20 protein-coding genes are annotated in these 17,074 nt (G+C 68.5%); 8 read left to right on the forward strand and 12 right to left on the reverse strand.

Going from position 1 to position 17,074, the window contains the following annotated elements:
* The 3 genes from P3W85_RS26135 to P3W85_RS26145 form a co-directional block, all read right to left on the reverse strand.
* Positions 1-813 (reverse strand): BON domain-containing protein (locus P3W85_RS26135; protein ID WP_276266888.1); only part of this gene is annotated, 813 nt, incomplete at its 3' end.
* A gap of 83 nt (positions 814-896) precedes the next feature.
* Positions 897-1,484 carry a phosphoheptose isomerase gene (locus P3W85_RS26140; protein ID WP_035813315.1) on the reverse strand — a complete coding sequence of 196 codons (588 nt, stop codon included), beginning with the start codon at positions 1,482-1,484 and terminating at the stop codon, positions 897-899.
* A 126-nt stretch (positions 1,485-1,610) separates the two neighbouring features.
* Positions 1,611-1,979 (reverse strand): YraN family protein, encoded by a 369-nt coding sequence (locus P3W85_RS26145; protein WP_276266913.1) that lies wholly within the window; start codon positions 1,977-1,979, stop codon positions 1,611-1,613.
* A 39-nt stretch (positions 1,980-2,018) separates the two neighbouring features.
* On the opposite strand from P3W85_RS26145, the gene rsmI reads away from it, so the two are divergent.
* Positions 2,019-2,945: a 16S rRNA (cytidine(1402)-2'-O)-methyltransferase gene (gene rsmI, locus P3W85_RS26150; protein WP_276266889.1), complete on the forward strand. Its 927-nt coding sequence runs from the start codon at positions 2,019-2,021 to the stop codon at positions 2,943-2,945.
* Between the two features lie 107 nt (positions 2,946-3,052).
* Here the strand turns inward: rsmI and P3W85_RS26155 are convergent, their stop codons facing one another.
* Positions 3,053-3,868: a septal ring lytic transglycosylase RlpA family protein gene (locus P3W85_RS26155; RefSeq protein WP_276266890.1), complete on the reverse strand. Its 816-nt coding sequence runs from the start codon at positions 3,866-3,868 to the stop codon at positions 3,053-3,055.
* Positions 3,869-4,196: 328 nt separating this feature from the next.
* Between P3W85_RS26155 and P3W85_RS26160 the strand changes: the two genes are divergently transcribed.
* The 3 genes from P3W85_RS26160 (at position 4,197) to P3W85_RS26170 (ending at position 5,941) form a co-directional block, all read left to right on the forward strand.
* On the forward strand, positions 4,197-4,847 hold the full coding sequence (locus tag P3W85_RS26160; protein WP_017226367.1) for an MBL fold metallo-hydrolase: 651 nt from the start codon (positions 4,197-4,199) through the stop codon (positions 4,845-4,847).
* A 37-nt stretch (positions 4,848-4,884) separates the two neighbouring features.
* Complete coding sequence (locus P3W85_RS26165) at positions 4,885-5,532, forward strand: exonuclease (RefSeq protein ID WP_276266891.1); 648 nt, start codon at positions 4,885-4,887, stop codon at positions 5,530-5,532.
* 181 nt (positions 5,533-5,713) lie between these two features.
* Positions 5,714-5,941: a hypothetical protein gene (locus tag P3W85_RS26170; RefSeq protein WP_017226369.1), complete on the forward strand. Its 228-nt coding sequence runs from the start codon at positions 5,714-5,716 to the stop codon at positions 5,939-5,941.
* A 112-nt stretch (positions 5,942-6,053) separates the two neighbouring features.
* Here P3W85_RS26170 and arsC read toward each other — a convergent pair whose 3' ends face one another.
* Both arsC and P3W85_RS26180 read right to left on the reverse strand, forming a co-directional pair.
* Positions 6,054-6,413: an arsenate reductase (glutaredoxin) gene (arsC, locus tag P3W85_RS26175; RefSeq protein ID WP_017226370.1), complete on the reverse strand. Its 360-nt coding sequence runs from the start codon at positions 6,411-6,413 to the stop codon at positions 6,054-6,056.
* Between the two features lie 153 nt (positions 6,414-6,566).
* Positions 6,567-7,475 (reverse strand): LysR family transcriptional regulator, encoded by a 909-nt coding sequence (locus P3W85_RS26180; RefSeq protein WP_276266892.1) that lies wholly within the window; start codon positions 7,473-7,475, stop codon positions 6,567-6,569.
* Between the two features lie 189 nt (positions 7,476-7,664).
* Between P3W85_RS26180 and P3W85_RS26185 the strand changes: the two genes are divergently transcribed.
* Positions 7,665-8,300 (forward strand): GNAT family N-acetyltransferase, encoded by a 636-nt coding sequence (locus P3W85_RS26185; protein ID WP_276266893.1) that lies wholly within the window; start codon positions 7,665-7,667, stop codon positions 8,298-8,300.
* Between the two features lie 33 nt (positions 8,301-8,333).
* On the opposite strand, the gene P3W85_RS26190 is transcribed toward P3W85_RS26185, so the two are convergent.
* The 6 genes from P3W85_RS26190 to P3W85_RS26215 all read right to left on the reverse strand — a co-directional run bounded on the left by P3W85_RS26190 (position 8,334) and on the right by P3W85_RS26215 (position 13,987).
* A complete protein-coding gene (locus P3W85_RS26190) occupies positions 8,334-9,176 on the reverse strand; it encodes a hypothetical protein (RefSeq protein WP_276266894.1) in 843 nt (280 codons plus the stop codon).
* 66 nt (positions 9,177-9,242) lie between these two features.
* Positions 9,243-9,899: an FMN-dependent NADH-azoreductase gene (locus P3W85_RS26195; RefSeq protein WP_276266895.1), complete on the reverse strand. Its 657-nt coding sequence runs from the start codon at positions 9,897-9,899 to the stop codon at positions 9,243-9,245.
* A gap of 32 nt (positions 9,900-9,931) precedes the next feature.
* The gene (locus tag P3W85_RS26200; protein WP_017228079.1) at positions 9,932-10,387 is read right to left on the reverse strand and encodes a GNAT family N-acetyltransferase; all 456 of its coding nucleotides are present in this window, start codon (positions 10,385-10,387) and stop codon (positions 9,932-9,934) included.
* Entirely contained in the window at positions 10,384-10,860 is a 477-nt protein-coding gene (locus P3W85_RS26205) for a carboxymuconolactone decarboxylase family protein (protein WP_430869623.1), read from the reverse strand. Before P3W85_RS26205 ends, P3W85_RS26200 begins: the two co-directional genes overlap by 4 nt.
* A gap of 500 nt (positions 10,861-11,360) precedes the next feature.
* A complete protein-coding gene (locus tag P3W85_RS26210; protein ID WP_276266896.1) occupies positions 11,361-12,629 on the reverse strand; it encodes a M20/M25/M40 family metallo-hydrolase in 1,269 nt (422 codons plus the stop codon).
* Between the two features lie 62 nt (positions 12,630-12,691).
* Positions 12,692-13,987 carry an allantoate amidohydrolase gene (locus tag P3W85_RS26215; RefSeq protein ID WP_276266897.1) on the reverse strand — a complete coding sequence of 432 codons (1,296 nt, stop codon included), beginning with the start codon at positions 13,985-13,987 and terminating at the stop codon, positions 12,692-12,694.
* Positions 13,988-14,411: 424 nt separating this feature from the next.
* On the opposite strand from P3W85_RS26215, the gene P3W85_RS26220 reads away from it, so the two are divergent.
* The 3 genes from P3W85_RS26220 to P3W85_RS26230 all read left to right on the forward strand — a co-directional run bounded on the left by P3W85_RS26220 (position 14,412) and on the right by P3W85_RS26230 (position 17,039).
* Positions 14,412-15,824 carry a C4-dicarboxylate transporter DctA gene (locus P3W85_RS26220; RefSeq protein ID WP_276266898.1) on the forward strand — a complete coding sequence of 471 codons (1,413 nt, stop codon included), beginning with the start codon at positions 14,412-14,414 and terminating at the stop codon, positions 15,822-15,824.
* 44 nt (positions 15,825-15,868) lie between these two features.
* Complete coding sequence (locus tag P3W85_RS26225; protein WP_035813265.1) at positions 15,869-16,558, forward strand: GntR family transcriptional regulator; 690 nt, start codon at positions 15,869-15,871, stop codon at positions 16,556-16,558.
* A 355-nt stretch (positions 16,559-16,913) separates the two neighbouring features.
* Positions 16,914-17,039 (forward strand): hypothetical protein, encoded by a 126-nt coding sequence (locus P3W85_RS26230; RefSeq protein ID WP_276266899.1) that lies wholly within the window; start codon positions 16,914-16,916, stop codon positions 17,037-17,039.
* Positions 17,040-17,074: the final 35 nt, after the last annotated feature.

Raw genomic sequence — 17,074 nt, forward strand, 5'->3', positions numbered from 1 at the left:
GCCCGGCGGCAGTGCCACGGGCGATGCCACCGGCGACGTCACCGGGCTGGTGGTGGCGCCGGGTGCGGCGTCCGGGGCGGCCGGTGCCTGCTGCACCGGCGCGGGCGTGCCGGACGCGCTGTCGGTCGCCGTCGTGGTCCGCCCGGTAGCGCCGGCATCGAGCCTGGCGCGCTCGGTTTCGCTCACATAGTCGAACGCCTTGACCACCTTGGCGACGCCGCTGGCATTGCGCGCGACATCGGTGGCGCGGTCGCCCTCGGCCGGGGTAACCACGCCCAGCAGGTAGACCACGCCCTTCTCGGTGGTGACCTTGATCGAGTTCGAAGGCACGCCTTCGGCGGTGACCAGCATCGTCTTGACCTTGCTGGTGATGAAGGCGTCCTCGCTGCGGGTGGCGAACGAGGGTGAGGACAGGATCTCCAGTTCGTCGATGACCTCGCGGGCATTGGGCAGGCCGCGCACGTACTGGTCGATCTGCTGCTTGATGGCGTTGTCCTTGGCCTCGCCGGTCAGCAGTACCTTGCGGTTGAAGACCGTCACGCTCACGCGGGCCTGGTCGTTGTAGCGCGAGTTGATGGTGCTTTCGGCCTCGAGCTGCAGGCCGCGGTCGATGGTCTGGGTGGCGGTGGGCCGGCGGTCGGTGGCCACGGTCACGCCGCTGGCCATGCCGGCGGCGATCACCGGGAAGCAGCCGGCGAGCTGTGTGGCTACCACCGTCAGCGCTGCCACCGTGGTAGCGGTACGTGCCAGGCGGGCCAGGCGCCCGGCCGGCCGGGCGGCGCGGGATTCACGCAGGTTGGGCAGAGTCGTCATGTGGTCCTTGCTGTAGCGGTGAGACGAAAATGGAAACGGGGTGGCGGGAGGCGGCGGCACCGCGCGGCACTGCTGGGGCGGGCTCAGCCCTCGCCCAGCAGCGCCTCGTCGATGCCGTCGCACAGGCAATGCAGGGTCAGCAGGTGCACCTCCTGGATGCGCGCGGTGCGCTCGCTCGGCACGCACAGGCTGACGTCGAACTCGTCGAGCAGGCGGGCCAGCTCGCCGCCGCCCTTGCCGGTCAGCGCCACCACGCTCATGTCGCGCTGTTTGGCGGCCATCACCGCGGCGATCACGTTGGCGGAGTTGCCGGAGGTGGAGATGGCGAGCAGCACGTCGCCGGGCTGGCCGAGGGCTTCCACCTGCTTGGAGAACACCACGCTGAAATCGTAGTCGTTGCCGATGGCGGTGAGGATCGAACTGTCGGTGGTCAGCGCAATGGCCGCCAGGCCAGGGCGCTCGCGCTCGAAGCGGCCGATCAGTTCGGCCGCGAAGCGCTGGGCATCGGAGGCCGAGCCGCCGTTGCCGCACACGAGGATCTTGTTGCCGCTGGTGAGCGCGCCCACCATGCGCTCGATCGCCGCAGCGATATGGGGCGCCATCACCGGTGCGGCCTGGCGCTTGGTCTCGGCACTGTCAAGGAAGTGTTGCTGGATGCTATCGATATGCATGGCTCGATTGGCCTTCTTGTTGTCCAAACGCGGCGCGTGCCGCAAGATACTGCGCATTATGACGCAGGCGCCGGGGCTGCCTTGCTCTTCTCCGCATGGCCTTGCCGCGACATTGCCACGCGCTTTTCATGGCCCGGCGCCGGCGTCGAAGGCATCGCGAATCCACTCGAGCCGGCCCGGCTCCAGCGCCACCACATCCAGCCGGCAGCGCGGCTCGCCGCCCGGCCCCGCCTGCACTGCCAGGTAGTGCTGCGCCGCCAGCAGGATGCGCCGCTGCTTGGCCGGCGTGACACTGGCCGCGGCACCGCCAAAGGCACGGCTGGCGCGCTGCCGCACCTCCACAAAGACCAGGGTGCCGTCGGCCGCGCGCATGATCAGGTCGATCTCGCCGCCTTTGCAGCGATAATTGCGGACCACCAGCGCCAGGCCCTGCCCCTCCAGGTAGGCCAGCGCGCGCGCCTCGGCGCGGGCTCCCCGCGCCTGCGCGGGCGACATCGTGGATTTGAATGATGGATTCAACGGAAGTTCTCAAGCATGACTGACTGGATCTCCCTGGCAGCCGGCCAGTCCTACCCGCCCGGTACCCTGTATGTGGTGGCAACCCCGATTGGCAACGTGGCCGATCTTTCGCTGCGCGCCTTGCATGTGCTCGGCCTGGCCGATGCGGTCGCCTGCGAGGACACCCGCAACACCGGCCAGCTGCTCGCGCGCGTGGGCCTGCATCGCCCGCTGCTGGCCGTGCACGAGCACAACGAGCGTGAAGCGGCGGCGCGCATCAACGAACGGCTGGCCGCGGGCGAGCGTATCGCCTATGTGTCCGATGCCGGCACGCCTGGCATCTCCGATCCCGGTGCGCGGCTGGTGGAAGCGGCGCGCGCCGCGGGCCACGCGGTGGTGCCGCTGCCCGGCCCGAGCGCCGCGGTGGCCGCCTTGTCGGTCGCGGGCGAGATGCTGGACAGCGGTGGCGGGCGTTTCACCTTCGCCGGCTTCCTGCCGCCCAAGGCACGCGCCCGCGCCGAAGCCATCGCCGCGCTGGCCACGCTGGACCATGCCTGGGTGGTCTACGAGGCGCCGCACCGCATCGCCGATACGCTGGCGGCGCTGGCCGCCGCGCTGCCACCTGGCCGGCGGCTGCTGATCGGGCGCGAACTCACCAAGCTGTTCGAGCAGACGCCGGTGCTGGCCGTCGGCGAAGCGCCGGCCTGGCTGGCCGCCGATCCTTCCCGCGCCAAGGGCGAATTCGTGCTGGTGGTGGAAGGCGCGCCGGCCGCGGCGCAGGATGCCGGCCAGCCCGATGCCCGCGCCCAGCAGGTGCTGGCGCTGCTGCTGGCCGAGCTGCCGGCCAAGCGGGCTGCCAAGCTGGCTTCCGCCATTACCGGCGCCCCGACCGACGCCCTCTACAAGCTGGCGCTGGCACAGCGCGCCGGGGACGGGGCCGGCGACCAGGCCGGGGAGGAATAAGCGGCGCCGCGCCATGGGGAAGGCGCCGGCGACCGGGCCAGCGTCCAGGCAGGCCGGTAAGCTGGCGAGGACATGAGCCCGGCATGCCTGCACGGCCCGCGCCCGGCTCAGCGGCTCTTGCGCCTGGGCGCCGATTTGCGCGTCTTGCGGGCCTGGCTGCGCCGGGCCGGCTTGGAGGTGTTCTCGGCCAGATCCGTTGCGGTCAGGGCATCGTCGCCGCCGTCCCCGGCATCGTCCCCGCCCGGGGCCATCTGCGGATTCAGCGCGGCAACCTCGGAGCGCGACAGGCGGCGGATCTCCACCTGGGTCGAGCCGCGCTCGCTAAAGCCGAGCTGCCGGGCGGCACCATATGAAACATCGAGTACGCGGTTGCTGTGATAGGGCCCGCGGTCATTGATGCGTACCACCGCCACCTTGTCGTTGCGCAGATTGCGCACCAGCACCCAGCTATCGAGCGGCAGCGAGGGATGCGCCGCGGTCATCGCGCGCATGTCGAAGCGCTCGCCGTTGGCGGTCCTGCGGCCATGGAAGCCCTTGCCATACCAGGAGGCGACGCCGCGCTGCTCGAAGGAGCCCAGGTCGGGGCGCAGGCCCTCGAGCGAGCCCTGACTGGTGGCGCCTTCGCCCAGCGAATCGTTGCCCCAGCGGAACAGGCCCCAGCCATTGCCGCCATCCTTCTGGGCTTGTTCCGGCGCATCGCGCCTGGTTTCGCCGTCCTTGCCGTGGCCCTTCTCGCCCTTGGCCACGCTGGCGGGCTTGGGCTGCCTGGCCCGCGCCGCAGGCGTGGCTGCGGTGGGCACGCCCTCCTGTGATTCGCCGCCCGGGGGGATTGCGCAGGCGGCCAGGGCCAGCGCGCACGTGGCGTGCACGCACAGGCGCAGGATCCGCCCGGGGCGGGGAAAGTGGGGGGGTAACCTAGACATCGCGCGAGTCTAGCATCAGGTAGTTGGAGCTATGGCCTTGATTTTGTTACGAATTGTCTGTAACAAGCCGCAAAAGGCGTACCCGAATCGGCGGCGGCGGGGCGCGGAGCCAGTCCTGGCAAGGCTTTGACGGTGTGATGCCGGGCATGCCTGCAGCTTTGCGGAGGCACGTTGGTGCGGCGCGCCCCGCTATGCCCGACGCTACAATGCCAGCACTGTTCCGGATGTCTCATCGCGTTACGGCGTGTGCCTTCGCTCTTGTCTGTGCTTATTCAGGCACCCGGCTTCTTCGTCCCTCTTCGTCCCTCTCTTTGGCCCTCAACGCTCCATGCAAGTCCTCCTGATTCCCGTGACGCCCTTCCAGCAGAACTGCGCGCTGCTGATCGACGAGACCACCGGCCGCGCCGCGGTAACCGATCCCGGTGGGGACCTCGACCGCATCCACGCCGCGGTCAAGGAGCACGGCGTGACCCTGGAAAAGATCCTGCTTACGCACGGGCATGTGGATCATTGCGCCGGGGCGGCGTCGCTGGCGCGTGAACTTGGCATCCCGATCGAGGGGCCGCACCAGGACGAACGCTTCTGGATCGAGCAGTTGCCGGAGCAGACGCGCCGCTTTGGCTTTGGCCATGCCGAGATATTCGAGCCGCAGCGCTGGCTGGACACGGGCGACACCGTGCAGTTCGGCAGCGAAACGCTGGAGGTCTACCACTGCCCTGGCCATACGCCGGGCCACGTGGTGTTTTTCTCGCGCGCCCACCGCTTCGCCATCGTGGGCGATGTGCTGTTCGCCGGCTCGATCGGCCGGACCGATTTCCCGCGCGGCAACCACGCTGACCTGATCCGCTCGATCCGCACCCATTTGTGGCCGCTGGGCGAAGACGTCACCTTCGTCCCTGGCCATGGCCCGGTCTCGACCTTCGGCGAGGAGCGCAAGCACAACCCGTATGTGGCGGACCACCTGGTCGACGCAGGCTGAATCCCGCCCTCCTCCTATTGGAAGAACAAGACACGCCATGGCCAAACGACAGGCTCCCGACACCCGTCCCGAGATCTATGTCAGCACCGATGTGGAAGCCGACGGCCCGATCCCCGGGCCGCATTCCATGCTGTCGTTCGCGTCCGCCGCCATGTTGGCGGACAAGACCGTGGTGAGCACGTTCTCGGCCAACCTGGAGACGCTGCCGGGCGCGGCGGGGCATCCGGCGCAGATGCAATGGTGGCAAACCCAGCCGCAAGCCTGGACGGCCTGCCGCCAAAACCTGGAGCCGCCGGCGCAGGCCATGGTGCGCTATGTGGACTGGGTGGAAAGCCTGCCCGGCAAACCGGTCTTCGTGGCCTTCCCGGCGGGCTTCGATTTTACCTGGATGTTCTGGTACATGATGCGCTTTGCCGGCCGCTCGCCGTTTGGCTGGGCCGCGCTCGACATCAAGACGCTCGGTTTCGCCCTGACCGGGCTGCCTTACCGCAAGACCGTCAAACCCGCGCTGCCGGCCGCGTGGAAGGATCCGCTGCCGCACACCCATGTGGCGCTGGACGATGCGCTGGAACAGGGCGCGCTGTTCTGCAATATGCTCGCCGAGCTGCGCGCGCGGGAAGCCTCGCTGGCCGCCGCGCAAGCCGCCGCCGAAAGCGACGGCTCGCATCCGGCAGGCGGAGGCTGAGCCGGCCTGGCGGGATTCGCCGCCCTGCCCGCTTGCGTCGGGCTCGCATCCTGCGCCGCGCCGGCTATAGTTAAAGCGTATATGGCGACGTACCAACCCGAGCTGCGGGCTGCCGCGCTGCCATGCCATATACGGCCTCGCGTGCCCGGCTGGCGCGTGCCACGCCCAGGAGGTGTCGACCATGCGTTTCCATCCCGACCTGCACCTCAAGCAAATCGCCGGCCGCCTGCACTGGCCGCATGTAGCGCATTCGCGGCGCGAGCCCTCGCACCCGCACTCCCTGCAGGAAGACGCCGAGGTCGCCAAGGCCACGGTGTATGTCAGCGTGGTGACGCTGGTGGTCTTGCTGGTGATCCTGGCGGCCATCGCTTTCGGTCAGGAGGCCATGCACTGGCTGGGTGTTCCTTAGACGATCCGCCTGAAGCAATTCAGTCTGTCTGACCGGGCCGGCCCCTACCTTGCGTAGGGGCCGGTTTTATCTGGGGCCGCCGGTTTCCATGAAGCAGTGCCAGGGCTGCGGCTCAGGCCAGCAACGGTGCCACGTTCTCGGGCGGCCGGCCGATCGCGGCGCGGCGATCGCGTACCACCACCGGGCGCTGCAGCAGGATGGGATGGTCGGCCACCGCGCCCAGGACCTCGGCATCGGTCAGGCCCGGGTCGGCCAGCCCCAGCTCCTTGTAGGGCGCCTCGTTGTCGCGCACCATCTCGCGCACGGGCACGCCCAGCATGGTGTGCAGCCGCTTGAGCGTGGCCAGCGTAGGCGGTGTCTTCAGGTATTCCACGATCTCGAGCGGCTCGCCCAGCCGGGCGGCGGCGGCCTCGACCAGCGCCAGGGTTTCGCGCGACTTCGAGCAGCGGGGGTTGTGATAGATGGTGATCATGGCGGTACTCCTTGTTCTGTAGCGCTGTAACCATGCAGCGAGCGGCCCGGGCCTGCGCCGGCGTGGCGATGGCCCGCCGGTCAGATCCCGCCCCAGGTTCAAATCCGCACTATACAAGCCGCCGTGCCAGCCTGGCAGGGGTGGCGCGCGGCTTCACGCGGCCGGCGCCAGCCGCAGCAAGGCGGCCACGGTGGCGCGCAGGCCGGCGCGCAGCGGCTTGTCGTGGCGCAGCACCAGCGCCAGCGTGCGCGCCAGCGGCGGGGCCAGCGGACGTACCGCGAGGCGCGCCCGCGGTGGGGTCGGCAATGCGCCGGGCGGCAGCGCCATGCCGGGCAGCACCGAGTATCCCAGGCCGGCGCCGACCAGTTCCTTGATCGCCTCGACGCTGTCGAGCTCCATCACCGGGCGCGCGCTGACGCCGGCGCGCAGGAACCATTCGTCCACCAGCCGGCGCGTATTGCCGCCCGGCGAGAACAGCACCAGCGGCCGGCCGGCCAGATCGGCGGGCGACACGATGGCCGGCAGCGGATCGTCGTCATCGGGAGGCCCGATGGCGACGAAGGGGTCGTCCAGCACGGGCGTGATGTCGAACATCCGGCCGCTGGCCGGCAGCGTGACGAAGGCCAGATCCAGCGCATTGTCTTCCACTGCCTTGAGCGCGTCGCCGGTGTTTTCCGTGCTGACCACGATCTCCAGCGCCGGCATGGCGCGGCGCAGGTCGCGCAATACCGCCGGCAGCAGGTAGATACAGGCGGTGGCGCCGGTGCCCAGGCGGACCCGCCCCACCACCCCGCCGGCATGGCGCGCCATGCTGTCGTCGGCCGCGGCCAGCGCTCCGGCCACGCCGCGCGCGTGGGCCAGCAGGTCGTCGCCGGCAGCGGTGGGGAGCACATGCCGCCCCACCCGCTCCAGCAGGCGCAGCCCGTAGCGCTGCTCAAGCTGGCGCACCTGCAGGCTGACCGCTGGTTGGCTCAGGCCGAGCCGTTCAGCCGCCGCGGAGAAGCTGCCCAGCTCGCAGACCAGGGCAAAGGCCTGCAGGAAATCCGGATTCAGGTTGCGCATGGCAAAGAATTTCTTATGCTTTGCATAAGTCAGCGAAGCTTCCTTTATAGCATCGAGGCGGGGTAAGGTTGTGGCATCGGCCCCGCGCTCTTGACGGGGAAATCCGCCGCAGGCCCGCTTTGCCATTGTTCTGCCCCCGCTTGCCTTGATCCGTTCCACCTGCCCTCGACCGCCCGCCGCGCCAGCACCATGAAAGCCTCTCTCGCCACGCTCTCCGCCGCCTCCGCCACACCGCTGGCCGTGGCCACTGCCACCGCCGCGGTGCAAGCCTGCGCCAGCCCGTCGATCCGCGATGCCGTCGCCACGGACATGCCCGCCATCCAGGCCATCTATGCGCACCATGTGCGCCATGGCCGCGCGTCGTTCGAGGAAGTCGAGCCGGGCGTGGACGATATGCGCCTGCGCCATGCCGAGGTGAAGCGGCAGGGCCTGCCTTACCTGGTGGCCGCGCGCGGTGACCAGGTGCTCGGCTATGCCTATGCCTCTGCGTACCGGACGCGCAGCGCCTACCGCTTCGCCATCGAGGATTCGGTCTATATCGATGACCGCTACCGCGGCCAGGGGCTGGGGCTGGCCTTGCTGGCAGCGCTGGTGTCGCGCTGCGAGAGCGGCCCGTGGCGGCAGATGGTGGCGGTGGTGGCCTGCACCGCCAGCGGCGAAGGCGCGGGCTCGCTGGCGCTGCATGAGCGGGTGGGTTTCCGCACCATCGGCCGGCTGCAGTCCGTGGGCTTCAAGCACGGGCAGTGGATCGATACGGTGCTGATGCAGCGTGCGCTGGGGGACGGCGACGAGACGCTGCCTGCGGAGCGTGCGGCCAGGCCGTAGGCTCCGGATGCCGGCACGCCGGATCCCGCGTGCCTATTGCCGATGCAGCACCTGCACCAGGCTCTCTTTGCCAGGAAACCAGTGTTCGAGTGCAAAACCCAGCCCGACCGCCAGCGCGCCGACGATCAGCGCGGGCAGGATCGAGCGGCGCCAGGCCGCCAGCAGCCAGCTGGCCTGGTCGGCGCGCCGCGCCACTTTCACCATGCCCCCGGCCAGCAACGCCTCGAAGGCGACCTCGGCCAGTAGCAGCGGCCCCTGGGAGACCAGGTAGAAGGCGCCGAGCACTGCCGCCGCGAGCAGCCCCAGCACCAGCAGGATCAGACCCAGTGCGTCGCCGGCATCGCCGGCTGCCTCAAGCGCTTCTCCGGCGCTCCCGCCGGCATCGGACAGGGGCGCTGCATCGTCGAGCGTGAAGTTGCCGGACGCGCCGCCGCCGTCGAAGGTGCCGCCCCGGCCGGAGGCCGGCAGCGGGCCGGCGCGTCCTCCCGCGCTGCCGGAGCCGCCAAAGCCGGGCATGGAAATATCGGGCAGTTCCACGTTGCTCGTGTTCTCGTTGCCCGCCTCGTTGCGGCGCGGCTGTGCCAGGCAGGACGACAGGCCCACATAGATCAGCCAGCAGCGCACGCCGAGCAGGAAGCCGAGATAGGCCGCCACCGTGGCGAGGCCGTAGCGCAGCGGCAGGGCATCGATGCCGGCCATCCACAGCAGCTTGCTGGCCAGCATGCCGATGGCCAGCCCCCAGAGCGCGATCAGCGCGACATGGCAACGGATAAAGAAGCGGTCGGCAAGGGTTGCCAGCACGCGCCGCCTGGCAAGCGGCTCGGGGGTCGGCAGGGGGGAGCGGGGCTTGGCGCGGCGGGACGCGTGTGACGGCATGAGCGGCGGCATTCATCAGCAATGTGCCGCATCATACCCGTCGCTGCGCTGCCAGCGCTCATGCGCTTATACGCCACGCCCGCGGTCAGCCCCGGCGCCATGCAGCTGCCGCGCGAGGTGCCCGGCCCAGGCGTCGACCCGAGCCATGCCCTGCGCCACATGCTCGCTGCCCCGCCGCAACTGGTCCAGCCGCAGCGCCTCGAAACGCGCCAGGCCGATACCGGTGCAGGCCAGCACGTATCGCAGGTATGGCGTGAGGAAGTCGCGCTGGGCCGCGGGCCCGTCGCCGAGCGGGCCGCCGCAGGCAAGCAGCAGCCAGACCGGCCGGTCCGCCAGCAGGCCGATCTTGCCGCCGGGCGTGCTGCGAAAGGTACGGTCGATGCGCACCACATGATCGATCCACGCCTTGAGCGCGGACGGCACGGTGAAGTTGTGCATGGGCGTGGAGATCAGCACGACGTCGGCTGCCTCCAGTTCGGCGCTCCAGGCCTCCGATTGCGCCAGCGCGGCGGTCTCGGCGGCGCCGCGCTGCGCCGCCGGCATCAGGCTGGCCTCGACCAGCGCCGCCGGCGGATGCGGCGGCGGCGCAAGGCCGAGATCGCGCTCGCTTACCGCCAGCGCCGGATGCTGCCGCGCGACCTGCGCCAGCAGCCGCTGCGCGGCCTGGCGGCTGAAGGAGGATTCGCCGCGCGCACTGGCGCTGATATGCAGGAGCCTGGTCATGGTTCTTGGGTTGCCGGGGGGTCGCATTGGCGTCAGGCCAGCGGGATATTGAACCGTAGCGCAGAGGCCAGCAGGCCGTTGCGGTAGTAGAAGCGGTGGCCCAGCACATTGGTCAGCGGCGTATCCAGCACCAGCTTGGCGCAGCCCAGCGCGCGTGCCTCGTCCTTGAGCCGGTCCATCAGCAGATGGCCGTACCCGCCGCTGCGCGCCGCTTCGTCCGTCACCAGGTCGTCCACATAGAAATGCACGCCGTGCACCAGGTTGTCCTGCAGGCGGAAGCCCGCCAGCGCCACCGGCCGCCCGCCCTGCCACAGTGCCAGCAAGCGATAGCCGGCCGCGACCTGGCGGCGCCAGCGTGCCACGAATTCCTCGGGCGATGCAAGCTGCGGGCGCAACTGGTGCATCAGCGGGAAACAGGCCAGCACCCCGGCCTCATCGTCCACGTAGGCGATCGGCTCCGCCGTGGCGGGTTGCGTGCGGGTACTCACGCGCTGCTCCTGGGCTGGGCCGGTGCCGGCGGCGAGAAGCGCAAGCCCACCGCGATCCGGTTCCAGGCGTTGATGTTGGCGATGGCGGCGCTCAGATGCGCGGTTTCCGCGTCGGAAAACTGCTCGCTTACCTGTGCGTAGGCGGCGTCGGTACCTTCCGTGCCCAGTCCGGTCAGCGCCTCGGTCCAGGCCAGCGCGGCCAGTTCCCGCGTGCTGAAGATGCCCGCGTCGCGCCACGCCGCCACCAGGTCGAGCTTGCGCTGGTCCAGCCCCAGGCCGCGCGCCGCATTCAGATGGAACTGCACGCAAAAGGCGCAACCGTTGATCTGCGAGGCGCGCACCTTGATCAGCTCGGTCAGGGCCTTGTCCAGGCCGGAGTCGTCCACCGCCTTGGAGAGCGAGCGCAAGGCGGCGGCTACGGCCGGCGCGGTCTGGTTGAAGTCGGCGTACTCCATGCGGGCGTGGGTCTGCATATGTGTTTCTCCTTGCGTCACGGGCGGATTCGTCCATTTGTTATCAGTGCACGAACATAATATAAGAGCACTGATATTGTGAGCAAGGGTTTACGGTGAGGCAGACGCAAGGGACGCTGGGCCGTGGCGGGCGAAAGGTATGCGGAGGGAGGCGGCCCTCAAAACTGCGGCCTCAGGAATTCAGAATAAGAATTGTGTTGATCGATTCATTCAAGAGTAAATTTGTTTCGCGAATGATGCTGGTAATTCAGGTGCAAGGATGCGCACAAAATTCCCAATATGAATGATCATGTCAATTTATTGCAAGACACTATCCTTGCGGAAAATATAGTTCCCGCTTGGTTGCGGGTCCACAAAAAGAAAATTCATGGAAAGAATTCATCTGCAAATTTTATGCAGAAAAGAATCGATTCCATGAATTTTACGGGCGGATCAGCGGAAGCCGCGCACCCGCTTGCGGCAAAACCGCCGGGATCGAGGCCCCGGCGGCATGCAAGGCCTTAAGCCATCAGATCCGACAGCGCCAGCGCCACCACCTTGGTGGCACGGTTCAGGTCGTTCAGGCGCAGGTTTTCGTCCGAGTTATGGCCGCGCGCCTCCATCAGCGTGCGCGGGCCGGCGCCGTACAGCACGGTGGGGATGCCGTACTTGGTGTAGTGGCGGGCGTCGGTGTAGAGCGGCACGCCTTGCACCGGGATGTCGACGCCGAACACTTCCTCGGCGCGGCCCTTGAGGGCGCCGATCAGCTTTTCCACGCCGGGCAGTTCCGACAGCGGTTCGGCCAGGATGATGCGCTCGACCTTGACCTCGATGCCCGGACGGTCCCTGGCGGCCTTCTCGACCACGGCGCGGAGCTCGCCTTCGGCGTCGAAGCCGATTTCCTCGGGGATCATGCGGCGGTCGACGCGGAAGGTCACCAGGTCCGGCACCACGTTGGTGTTGATGCCGCCCTTGATCAGGCCGACATTCAGCGTGGCGGTATCGATGCCCGGCGTCTTCGACTTGCGCGTGGCCAGTTCCGCGCGCAGGCCGTAGATGGCCTGCAGGATGTGGGTGGCGGCTTCGATCGCGTCCACGCCGGTATGCGGCATGGCGGCGTGGCCCTGCTTGCCCTTGACCGTCACTTCCACGTGCAGGCAGCCGTTGTGGGCCGAGGTGATGCCATAGGAGAAGCCCGCCGAGATGGCGTAGTCGGGCTTGCTCAGGCCCTGGTCGAGCAGGAACTTGGGACCGATGTCGCCGCCGGTTTCCTCGTCATACGTGAACTGCAGTTCCAGCGTGCCGTTGAGCCTGGCGCCTTGCTTCTCGGCTTCCATCAGGGCCAGCACGGCATAGGTGTAGGTGGCGAAGTCCGACTTCGATACGGCCACGCCGCGGCCGTACATGACGGGGCCGTGCTCGCTGTCGGCGATCTCGCCGCCGTACGGGTCCTTGGTCCAGCCCAGGCCGGGGGGCACCACGTCGCCGTGCGCATTCATGGCGATGGTGGGGCCGCCCGTGCCGAAGGTCTTGCGCACCAGCAGGTTGGTGGCGCTGATCATGCCGGCCGCCTTGACCAGTTCGTCGGGCACCTTGTGCGCTTCGACCTGGAAGCCCAGGCCTTCCAGCAGCGCCTTGGCACGCGTGCCGTGGGCGTTGCAATCGCCGGGAGGATTGTCCGACGGCACCTTGACCAGTTCGGCCAGGAAGGATTCCTGCGCGGGGCGCTGCGCGTCGATGTAGTTGGTCAGCGTGGTCTGCAGCGGGTTCACATTGTCTCGTGCGGTCATGTCTGTTCTCGAATGGTGTCTTCAGTATCAGGAGTGGAGGCGCGGGCGCCGGGTCGTGGCGCTTATTGCTGCCGCGCGGAATGCGGGTCGAAGTGTTCGACGAAATCGCTGAACACGGCTGCCGCGCTGGCAGCGTCTTCCGTGGTCATGGTCTCGGTGGGGTGATGGCTGATGCCGCCGTTGCCGCAGCGCACAAACAGCATGGCCACGTCGGCGATGGCGGCGATGGCCATGGCGTCATGGCCGGCGCCGGACGGCAGGTGCCGCACCGCCAGGCCCTGGCGGGCGATGGCATCCGCCCATTGCTGCTGCAGCCAGGGCGCGCACGGCACGCTGACGGCTTCGTGGGTCTTGCGCACGTTCGCGCGGACATTGCGGCGGGCGCACACGCGCTCGATCTCCGCCAGCACGTCGTTTACGGCGGCTTGGCGCACTGCGTCGTCGCCGGCGCGCATGTCGATGGAGAAGACCGCCCGGCCGGGCACCACATTGGCGGCGCCGTTGGGCACATTGAACTGGCCCACCGTGCCGACCAGGCCGGGCAGGCCGCCGCAACGGCGTTCGATGAACAGGCCGATCTCGGCGCCGGCCATGGCCGCATCGCGGCGCAGGTCCATTGGCACCGTGCCGGCGTGGCCGGCCAGCCCTTCGAGCTCGACGATAAAGCGGGTGGCGCCGGAGATCGCGGTGACCACGCCCAGCGGCAGGCCGTCATTGAGCAGCACCGGGCCTTGCTCGATATGGACTTCCACGAAGGCCAGCACCTGCTCGCGCGCATGCGCGGCGGCGGGCAGGCCGGCGGGATCGAAGCCGGCCGCGCGCATCACTTCGCGCATGGTCTTGCCGGATTCGTCCACGTTGTCCAGCACATTGGCGTCGAAGGTGCCGGCGATGGCGCGGCTGCCCAGCAGTGTGGCCTTGAAGCGCACGCCCTCCTCCTCGGCGAAGCCCACCACCTCGATGGCGAACGGGAAACGCTTGCCCCGGCGGTTCCATTCCGCCACGCAGGCGACCGGCAGGATCACGCCCAGGTTGCCGTCGTAGCGGCCGCCGTCGCGCACGGTGTCGAAGTGCGAACCGGTCAGCAGCGCGGGCGCGTTGGGCGTATCGGCCTCGTAGCGGCCGATCACGTTGCCGGCGGCGTCGCGGCGCACCGTCATGCCGGCAGCCTGCATCCACTCGGTCAGCTGCGCGGCGGCGCCGTGATGGGCCTGGGTGAGATAGGTGCGGGTGAGCATGCCGGGCTGCTCGGTGTGGACGGCCAGGGCGTCGGCCCAGGCCATGACGCGCGCGCCGGCCTCGGCGGCGGGCGAAGGCGCCGCGGCCTCGGCGACGGAAGAAGAGGGTGAAGCTGCCATGCGTGTCTCCTGCTGATGTGCGCGGATGCGAAGGCGCCGGATCATGCAAGCACCGCGCCAGCGCTGCCATGGGCAGGCCGGAGGGTGCCGCCGGGACGGTCCCGGGGCGCCGTGACTCTCGTCCGAGAGCGCTATTCTGTGCGATTCATGGTAGCACAGTGAATTCAAAAATTGCATACAAAAATGATATGCACTATATTGGCTTCCACGTTCCGACAATGCGCTGCGGACAATCCGATCCGGACAGCGAATTGCGTGGATTCCGCTCCAACAGAAGGGCCAATCCACGAAGCGCCGTTGCCCTTACCCGGCACGGTGCTCGGTAAATCAGGCCGGCCGCTCCGTCACGAGGGCAACCGGCATTCCTGCAGCGATGACAGGACGCGCCAGCCGCCGGCTTGGACGCGCCCGCATGGAGACAACGATGCACCCAGCAGTTCAGCAAGGGCCCGCTTCCGGCCGCCCGAAATCCGCCTTCACCCGCTTCACGCGTTCCTTGTTCGGTCAGGTACTGATCGCCTTGGTGCTGGGTACCGCACTCGGCCTGCTGTTCCCCGAGTTCGCCGCCAAGCTCAAGCCGCTCGGCGATGCCTTTATCAAGCTGATCAAGATGCTGATCGGCCCGATCGTGTTCTGCGTGGTGGTGGCCGGCATCTGCGGCGCCGGCGAGTTGAAAAAGGTGGGCCGGGTCGGCATCAAGGCGGTCTTCTACTTCGAGGTGGTCACCACCATCGCGCTGGCGCTGGGCATTGCGCTGGCCTATATCTTCCACCCTGGCTCCGGCATGAACGTGAACCCGGCCTCGCTCGACGCCTCGGCGATGGCGGCCTACGTGGACACCGCCGCCAAGGTCAAGAGCGAAGGCATGGCGGACTTCCTGCTCAAGCTGGTTCCCAACACGGTGATGGGCGCCTTCGCCAGCGGCGACGTGCTGCAGGTGCTGCTGGTGTCGATCCTGTTCGGCTGCGCGCTGTCCCTGGTGGGCGAGCGCGGACGGCCGCTGGTGTCGATCATCGATACCTTCTCGCACACGCTGTTCAAGATGATGGGTTTCATCATCAAGCTGGCGCCGCTGGGCGTGCTGGGCGCGGTGGCCTTCACCGTGGGCAAGTACGGCATCGGCTCGCTCAAGCAGCTGGGCTACCTGGTGATCGTGTTCTACGGCGCGGTGGTCTTGTTCGTGCTGGTGGTGCTGGGCACGGTGATGCGCCTGTGCGGCTTCTCGGTGATCAAGCTGATCCGCTACCTGCGCGCCGAGCTGCTGGTGGTGCTGGGCACCGCCTCGTCGGACAGTGTGCTGCCGCAGATCATGAAGAAGCTCGAGTTCATGGGCATCAAGAAATCGGTGGTGGGCCTGGTGATTCCCACCGGCTACTCGTTCAACCTCGATGCCTTCTCGATCTACCTGACGCTGGCCGCGGTGTTCATCGCCCAGGCCACCAACACCCCGCTGGCGCTGGGCGACCTGCTCGGCATCCTGGCGGTGGCGCTGGTGACCTCCAAGGGGGCGCACGGCATTCCCGGCTCGGCCATCGTGATCCTGGCGGCCACGCTGTCGGCGCACCCCGCCATTCCCGCCATCGGCCTGGTGCTGGTGCTGTCGGTGGACTGGTTCATCGGCATCGCCCGCGCGGTCGGCAACCTGATCGGCAACTGCGTGGCAACGGTGGTGGTGGCCGCCTGGGAGAAGGACATCGACCGTGCCCGCGCGCACGATGTGCTCGACGGCAGGATCGATGCCAGCGACCTCGACGCAGGCCTGGCGCCGGCCTCCCACGAAGCCGCGCCGGCCAGCTCCGGGGCATCCCCGCTGCCCGGCGCGGTCGCGGGGCGCTAGAATCTCGGCATTCCTCATAAAGAGACCCGCGCAAGCGCGCAACCATGCCTGAGCATATCGACCCTGACATGACCGCCGAAGCGATCGCCGAAGACATCGTCGCGGCCATCGTTTCGCACCGCCTGCCGCCCGGCACCAAGCTGCGCGAGGAAGCACTGGCCAGCGTCTACCGCGTCAGCCGCACCAAGGTGCGGGCCGCGTTGCTGATGCTGTCCAAGGACAAGGTCATCCAGATCGTGCCGGACAAGGGCGCCTTCGTGGCCAAGCCCAGCGCCGAGGAAGCGCGCGAGGTGTTCGCGGTGCGCCGCATCCTGGAAGCCGCGCTGGCGCGCGAATTCGTGGCCCGCGCCAGCGCCGCCGACTACAAGCGCATCGACCGGCACCTGGCCGCCGAGAAAAAAGCGCTGGCCGGCACCGATGCGCAGGTGCGTACCCGCCTGCTGGGCGATTTCCACATCATCCTGGCCGAGGTGGTCGGCAATGGCGTGCTGACCGGGATGCTGCAGGAGCTGTCGATGCGCAGCGCGGTGATCACCATGCTCTACCAGTCGCGGCGCGATGCGGCCTGTTCGTCCGACGAGCATCGCGAGTTCATCGAAGCGGCCCGCGCCGGCGATACCGAGCGTGCCGTGACGCTGATGGTGGAACACCTGAACCACGTCGAGGCGGCGCTGCATTTCGAACAGGTGCCGGCGGCGCGCGGCAAGGACCTGGTGACGGCGCTGCTGGCCTGAGCTTGCCGCATCGCGCTTGACCTGGGTCAAGGCGCGCGGCGCGCCTTTGCCTCATCATGGACCCGTCATGAAGCTGCGGGGGCGCGCTTCATGGCACACTGGCCCGTCCTCCCCGGACGGCAGCCCGCACGCCGGCTTGGGTGCGGGCTTTTTCTATTGCGCCGCACCATGTTTGCGCACTGCTTCGCGCGCTGCTTCCCCTCCTTTCCTGTTCCGCGTCCCCTCCAGCTTATTGCACGCCCTGGCCGCCATCATTGCCGGATCCGTACGTGATCGAATCGCGGCATCGGAGTAGGATGTCGGAGGCCCGGATCAAGGGGCCGCATAAAAAAATAGCAGAAGACAGGAGACAGACATGACCCGTTCCAGCCGGCCGGTGGCAACGTTCGCGGCATCGCCAGAGCCTGCCCGCGCCATGCCGTTGCCCGCCTTGCCGCCCCTGGCAGCGCCGCCATCCGTGCGCCAGCGCTGCCACGACTGATCTTCCCGCCCGACTCCGGTGCCGGGCCAGCCGAA

This window comes from Cupriavidus basilensis, assembly GCF_029335485.1.
In the GTDB taxonomy this organism is placed as follows: domain Bacteria; phylum Pseudomonadota; class Gammaproteobacteria; order Burkholderiales; family Burkholderiaceae; genus Cupriavidus; species Cupriavidus basilensis_E.

Excerpts from the sequence above, each read along its gene's own strand:
- P3W85_RS26140 (WP_035813315.1), bottom strand. The coding sequence starts at position 1,484 with ATGCATATCGATAGCATCCAGCAACACTTCCTTGACAGTGCCGAGACC.
- P3W85_RS26145 (WP_276266913.1), bottom strand. The coding sequence starts at position 1,979 with ATGTCGCCCGCGCAGGCGCGGGGAGCCCGCGCCGAGGCGCGCGCGCTG.
- rsmI (WP_276266889.1), top strand. The coding sequence starts at position 2,019 with ATGACTGACTGGATCTCCCTGGCAGCCGGCCAGTCCTACCCGCCCGGT.
- P3W85_RS26155 (WP_276266890.1), bottom strand. The coding sequence starts at position 3,868 with ATGTCTAGGTTACCCCCCCACTTTCCCCGCCCCGGGCGGATCCTGCGC.
- P3W85_RS26160 (WP_017226367.1), top strand. The coding sequence starts at position 4,197 with ATGCAAGTCCTCCTGATTCCCGTGACGCCCTTCCAGCAGAACTGCGCG.
- P3W85_RS26165 (WP_276266891.1), top strand. The coding sequence starts at position 4,885 with ATGGCCAAACGACAGGCTCCCGACACCCGTCCCGAGATCTATGTCAGC.
- P3W85_RS26170 (WP_017226369.1), top strand. The coding sequence starts at position 5,714 with ATGCGTTTCCATCCCGACCTGCACCTCAAGCAAATCGCCGGCCGCCTG.
- arsC (WP_017226370.1), bottom strand. The coding sequence starts at position 6,413 with ATGATCACCATCTATCACAACCCCCGCTGCTCGAAGTCGCGCGAAACC.
- P3W85_RS26180 (WP_276266892.1), bottom strand. The coding sequence starts at position 7,475 with ATGCGCAACCTGAATCCGGATTTCCTGCAGGCCTTTGCCCTGGTCTGC.
- P3W85_RS26185 (WP_276266893.1), top strand. The coding sequence starts at position 7,665 with ATGAAAGCCTCTCTCGCCACGCTCTCCGCCGCCTCCGCCACACCGCTG.
- P3W85_RS26190 (WP_276266894.1), bottom strand. The coding sequence starts at position 9,176 with ATGCCGTCACACGCGTCCCGCCGCGCCAAGCCCCGCTCCCCCCTGCCG.
- P3W85_RS26195 (WP_276266895.1), bottom strand. The coding sequence starts at position 9,899 with ATGACCAGGCTCCTGCATATCAGCGCCAGTGCGCGCGGCGAATCCTCC.
- P3W85_RS26205 (WP_430869623.1), bottom strand. The coding sequence starts at position 10,860 with ATGCAGACCCACGCCCGCATGGAGTACGCCGACTTCAACCAGACCGCG.
- P3W85_RS26210 (WP_276266896.1), bottom strand. The coding sequence starts at position 12,629 with ATGACCGCACGAGACAATGTGAACCCGCTGCAGACCACGCTGACCAAC.
- P3W85_RS26215 (WP_276266897.1), bottom strand. The coding sequence starts at position 13,987 with ATGGCAGCTTCACCCTCTTCTTCCGTCGCCGAGGCCGCGGCGCCTTCG.
- P3W85_RS26220 (WP_276266898.1), top strand. The coding sequence starts at position 14,412 with ATGCACCCAGCAGTTCAGCAAGGGCCCGCTTCCGGCCGCCCGAAATCC.
- P3W85_RS26225 (WP_035813265.1), top strand. The coding sequence starts at position 15,869 with ATGCCTGAGCATATCGACCCTGACATGACCGCCGAAGCGATCGCCGAA.
- P3W85_RS26230 (WP_276266899.1), top strand. The coding sequence starts at position 16,914 with ATGACCCGTTCCAGCCGGCCGGTGGCAACGTTCGCGGCATCGCCAGAG.